This window comes from Steroidobacter sp. (genome assembly GCF_016790065.1).
Taxonomy (GTDB): Bacteria; Pseudomonadota; Gammaproteobacteria; order Steroidobacterales; family Steroidobacteraceae; genus Steroidobacter.
The window spans coordinates 1-5,481 of sequence record NZ_JAEUPY010000501.1; the positions used below are offsets into that span (position 1 = coordinate 1).

At 59.6% G+C, this 5,481-nt stretch carries 4 protein-coding genes; all 4 read right to left on the reverse strand.

Annotated features, from left to right (window positions below; translation table 11 throughout):
- Nucleotides 1-1,508 (reverse strand): M16 family metallopeptidase (locus tag JNL55_RS20820; RefSeq protein ID WP_293858254.1); only part of this gene is annotated, 1,508 nt, incomplete at its 3' end.
- Between the two features lie 11 nt (nt 1,509-1,519).
- Nucleotides 1,520-4,072 (reverse strand): TonB-dependent receptor domain-containing protein, encoded by a 2,553-nt coding sequence (locus tag JNL55_RS20825; protein WP_293858258.1) that lies wholly within the window; start codon nt 4,070-4,072, stop codon nt 1,520-1,522.
- A 137-nt stretch (nt 4,073-4,209) separates the two neighbouring features.
- Nucleotides 4,210-5,286, reverse strand: coding sequence for a FecR family protein (locus JNL55_RS20830; RefSeq protein ID WP_293858261.1), 1,077 nt, complete (start codon nt 5,284-5,286; stop codon nt 4,210-4,212).
- On the reverse strand, nt 5,283-5,481 hold a 199-nt coding region (locus JNL55_RS20835; RefSeq protein ID WP_293858264.1), incomplete at its 5' end, for a sigma factor-like helix-turn-helix DNA-binding protein. The genes JNL55_RS20835 and JNL55_RS20830, both read right to left, overlap by 4 nt.

Sequence of the window (5,481 nt, forward strand, 5' to 3'; positions counted from 1 at the left end):
GAGAGATTGACCAGTGGAGCGCCGTGACGCTCGGCGAGTACGACGTTGAGCCCATTGGACAAGGTCATGCGCTGTAACGACGGCAGATGCAGCTCCGACGGCGCGCCTGGCTCAGGCATTCTGCTGCGATCTACGCCGGAAGCAGCCACGCGAAACCGTGGCGTCGGCTGAACTTCGAGGACGAATGAGCCATCCGATAGCCAATCCTGCATCACACTGCGCACATCGTTGGGCGTTGCTTGGCGCACCCAATCGAGCGACTGCTGGTAGAAATCCGGCGATCCGCCGAATAGCTCGCTCGCCCCGAGAATCCAGGATTTGCCGCCGTCAGAAATGGCATTGATACGTTCGAGACGACGCACAAACTGCGCATCGGCCACCGACCTGGCTCGTTTCATCTCGTCAGCCGTCGGTCCGTCGCGAAGGAAGCGACTCATCTCCTCGGAGAGTGCCTGTTCCGCCGCTCGCAGATCAGCGCCGGATTTCAGAGTCACGGTCACGTTGAACTGCGAGCCCAACTCCTTGGCGCGAACAGTCACCGCGACATCCGTTGCGACACCATCTGTCTGCAGTAGACGCTGATGTAGTCGACTCGTCTTTCCGCCAGCGAGAACGTCTGCAGCAAGTTCCAGCAACGCGTAATCACGGGTGGCACAGCCCGGCACGTTCCAGACTTTGTAGACCCGAGGCTGCGACACGGCATCGAAACTGACCAGCCGCTGCTCACCGCTCATCTTTGCTACCCAGCTCTTGCGACGAGCCGGCAGCGGACCGGCAGGCGCATCCGCAAAGTAGCGCTCGACCTTCTCCAATGCCTGAGCACTAGTGATGTCGCCAGCGATCACCACAATCGCATTGGCGGCGCCGTTGTAGGTGCGAAACCAATGCTCGACGTCTTCCAGTGTGGCCGCGCTCAAGTCCTCCTCGGAGCCGCCCACCGTTCGGGAGTAAGGATGCTCGGGTGGATAGGTATTGGCGGCGATCACATCGTCGTCGCGACCGTAAGGCAGATTCGCGTACTGACGATTCTCGTTCTTCACCACGCCCCGCTGCGCGTCCAAATCCTTCTGGCTGACGGCGGGCAGGAAATGCGTCATGCGATCCGACTCGAGCCAGAGCGCCAGATCGAGCGCGCCGCTCGGCACGTTCTGGTAGTAGTGAGTCAGGTCGTAGTGAGTCTGGCCACTCATGTCGGTGGCGCCCGCGGCTCGCATCGGCCGGAAGAACTCATCGTCATGATGCTCGGAGCCGACGAACATCAGATGCTCATAGAGATGAGCAAAGCCGCTGCGTCCCGGCGCCTCATCGCGGCTGCCGGCTCTATAGAACACACTCAACGCGACAATCGGCGCTTTGTGATCCTCATGCACGATCAGCGTGAGGCCGTTGGGCAGCACATGTCTTTCGTAAGGAATGGCAGGTGCTGCCAGTGACGGCAGCACCCACCCGATACAGGAAAGCAAGGCGCACGCGACCGTGCGCACTGCTACGCGGATAGCACTATCCATTACGACTGCGCTTAGAAGTCTGCGCGAACCGTCAGACCGAAGGTCCGCGGGGTCACTGGGTAGTAACGAGTGCCACCAGCAATCGGATAGACGTTGGTGATCGAGTCATCATCGAACACGTTGTTGATGAAGGCCGCGACTTCCCAATTGCCCAAGAACATCCCCGAGCGCAGACCGACCATGTTGTAGCCGCCCATCGACGTGCACGGCCCGAAGCATTCGGACTGGTCGAGGTCGGTGTAGGACTTGCCCACGTACTGATGGCTGGCCTGCACGTAGGACGCGTGACCGCCCAGCGTGAACGAGCTCCGCAAGATATTCGAGAACATCACCTTGGTGGTTCGAGGAATGCGATCGCCGGATCTCACACCCAAGCCCTCGTTATCCACGTCGATGCGCGCATCGGTGTAGGAAGCCGCAGCGGTATATTCGAACGAGCGGCCGAGCAACGCGTTGATCTCGAACTCGGCACCCTGACTGTGAGCCTTGCCTACATTGCCGATATAGCCGGTGCCGGCCTCGTTCTCGGTGCCGATCTGCATGTCCGACCAGTCGATGTAGTAGACCGCTGCGTTCAGCACCAGCCGGCCATCCAGCACGGTGCTCTTGGTGCCCAGCTCATAGTTCCACAAGCTGTCCGGTCCGTAGCTCGCCGGCACCGTGCCCGCCTCGCCGAGCGGCACCAGGTTCGCGTTGCCGACTCGATAACCTTCGGCGGCCGTCAGATACAGCATGGTCTTCTCGAACAGCGAGTACGCCAGCGAGAACTTGTAGGTGGTGCTCTCGTCCTTGGAATCCAGTTGCACCAGCGACGGGCCGTCCGGATAGAACAGTCCACCGGATTGCACCGAATGGGTCTTGATGGAGTTTTCGAATCTGCGCAAGCCGACGGTACCGACCAGCCGCTCGGTCAGCTGATAGTTGACCTCGCCGAACACCGCTTTCTCGATGGTTTTGAAGTCGCCATCCAGACTCCACGCGATATCGCCAGGAGCGCCATTGATGCCGGAACCCAGCAGCGCTTCGCTGCCAGGAATCCTGAAACGATTCAGGATCTGGCGCTCGTACTGATCGCGATAGTAGACGCCGGCCAGCCAGCTCAGCGGCCCGTCGCCATTGGAGCTCAAACGCATTTCCTGGAACACGCTCTTGGACGGCGCGCTCTGGATGAATTGCGACGCCCGCAAGTCCGGGAACAGGAAAATCGAGAAGCCGCTGAAATCTTCCACGCGACCGCCATCATGATCGTAGTACGTGCTGGAGGACATCAACGACACCGGACCGAAGTCGTAATTGATCACCAGATTGGCAATCGCCGCCTCTTCGAAGTAGTAATCGTTGATCGCACGCTGCTGCACGCGAGTGTCACCCTCTACCAAGGTGTAGTAAGCGCGACCTTCGGGCTCGCTCTTTTGATACGAGAGCCGAGCCAGCACGTCCATCTGCTCCACCGGTTTGAACCGGAGCATCACCCGACCGCCGTAAGCCGTTTCGGAGTTGGCGTTCTTTTCGGATCCTTGAATGCCGCCAGCAACACCGGGCTGGCCCGTGGTATCGAGCCAACCACCCTCATCACGGTAATAACCCACCGCACGTAAAGCCACGCGACCGTCGGCGAACGGCTCGTTGATCATTGCGTTATACGAAGTCGACAGTGCGCCGCCTTCGGTTTGTTCCATGCCCAACTCGATCTTCGCGGCTCGTGCCGAGAAATTCGGCTTGTTGGTAATGATGCGAATCGCGCCACCCATGGCACCGGAACCGAACAAGGTCCCTTGCGGGCCGCGCAGAACTTCCACTCGCTCGACGTCGAACAATCTCATGTCGGGCGTGGTGATGTTGGCGCTGGAATCGGTGGTCGGCAGATCGTCGATATACGGAACGACGGTATCCTGGGTATCGGCGCCGAGCGGCGCGATGCCACGAATCACGAACTGGGAGCCGTTGGGGCCGGTGTCGGTCATGTGCAATCCAGGCACTTGCAACGCAAAGTCACTGAAGCTGTCGGCTCCCATGCGCTCGAGATTCTCCTGACTGAACGCAGTGATGGAGGCAGGAACCTTCTGCACCGACTCCGCACGTTTGGTCGCGGTCACGATGACTTCTTGAATGGTGTTTCGCGCCTCGACCTCGGACGCTGCCGAACTTGTCTGGCCACCGCTCGCCTGCGCGAGCCGAATGCTATCGCCAGCGTCGGTGGTCGCCGCTGGCGACGTAAACGACACGCTCTTCTTCAGAGAGTTGGCCGGTGCTTTGGGCTGAACTTCGATGGTCTTTGCATTGATCTCGCGGAACGTCAGTTCCGAATGATTCAGCAACAGCTGCAGCGCGTCCGACGCGGTGTACTTGCCGCTGAGCGGCGGAGCATCGTAGCCATCAGTGACTGTCGAGAAGAAAATAATCTGCACACCGGACTGTTTCGCGAACTCCTGCAGCGCTGCGCTGAGCGGCTGCGGCGCGATCTTCAGATCGTATTGAACGGCTTCGGCGTAAGCGCAGGTAGAGACGATCGGACAGGCGACGATGAGTGCCGCCACCGCATTCAGAAGCTTCGAGCTCCGCATACATACCCTTCTAATTTGAGATGGAACTTGCCAGTGGCGTTCCGTGCCGGTGGTTCCTTATGTATGTATAGGCGTCGCTTTGCGAAACTCGGCCCCCTGCTGTCGACAAATAAATTCGTCACGCGCGTCGATGTATCTCAAGGCGCGTCCGATACTTTGATGGTGTCGGCGTCGCGCTCGATCTTCACTCCCGGCACCTTGGCCACGAATTCCAGGAATGAGTCTGGGTCGTTGGCTTGGAACACACCCGTCACTTCTTGTGCACGCAGCTGCGGACTGTCGATGCGAATGGCCTGGCGGTTGTAACGATTGAATTCCTCGGCGACTTCGCCGAGCGAACGTCGGTCGAACACCAGACGGCGTTGTGTCCAAGCAGTGGCACTGGCCACATTGGCCGGCGTGGGCACCGATACCTCAGGCTTGACCACCGCAGCGAGCGTCAGTTTCTGACCTGCGATGAGATAGGTCGTGCCGTTTGTATTCGTCACATCGTTCGTCGGCAACACTTCGATGGCGGCGCTCTCGGACAGCACGGCAACTTTGCCTTCCACAACGGTAACGGTCGTGCCCTCCGCTCTTTTGTCGACGTTGAATTGTGTGCCTACAGCGCGCACACGAGTGCCGCCTGCGATGACATCGAACGGTCGAGCAGGATTGTGCGCGACTTGAAACAGCGCTTCGCCAGCCGTGAGGTGAATGGTCCTGCGACTCTCCTCGAAATCGACGTCGATGCGGGAAGCGGTGTTCAATGTCACGACCGAGCCGTCTTCCAGGACCACCGAGCGCTGCTCGCCAAGCGCCGTTTCATAGTGCGGCGTGCGATTCATCGTGAACCAGGTGACGCAAATCACGCCTGCGATGCTGGCTGCAGTCGCTAAGAGCCACGCCGGTCTGCTACGACCCTTGTTCTTCGTGGGCGCGCCGGTCGGTTCCAAGGAGACAGCAGTACGAAGCTGCACCACATCGCCTGCAGCTCGAACTTCACGGGCAAGCTCTTCCACCGAGGTATCGGGCCAGCGCAGCTCCTTGGACTTGAGTGCTTTGGTGATGCTCGCAGTCTGCAAGAACGCCTCAACACGCTCGGGACTGCGTGCAACCCACTCGCCAAACGCGCGATGATCTTCGTCGGTGGCCGCTTCGGAATTCAGCAGCACCCACCAATCCGACGCTTGTTCGGTGACGGTTCGAGGCCCGTTCTCAGGAAGCTGACTCATTTCAACTCCGTGAACGACTCGCGCAAGTACTCGTAGCCTTTCACCAGATGCCGACGCACCTGCCGATCGGTCAGCGCCAACTGCTGCGATACTTCCTTGCGGCCCATGCCATCTCTGAATCTCAAGATCAGCACCGCCCGAGTCACCGTGGGAATTTTCGCCAGCACTTGCTCGAGACGTTCTTGAGTGAGCCTG

Coding starts and splice junctions, on each gene's coding strand:
- JNL55_RS20825 (WP_293858258.1), bottom strand. CDS start 4,072: ATGCGGAGCTCGAAGCTTCTGAATGCGGTGGCGGCACTCATCGTCGCC.
- JNL55_RS20830 (WP_293858261.1), bottom strand. CDS start 5,286: ATGAGTCAGCTTCCTGAGAACGGGCCTCGAACCGTCACCGAACAAGCG.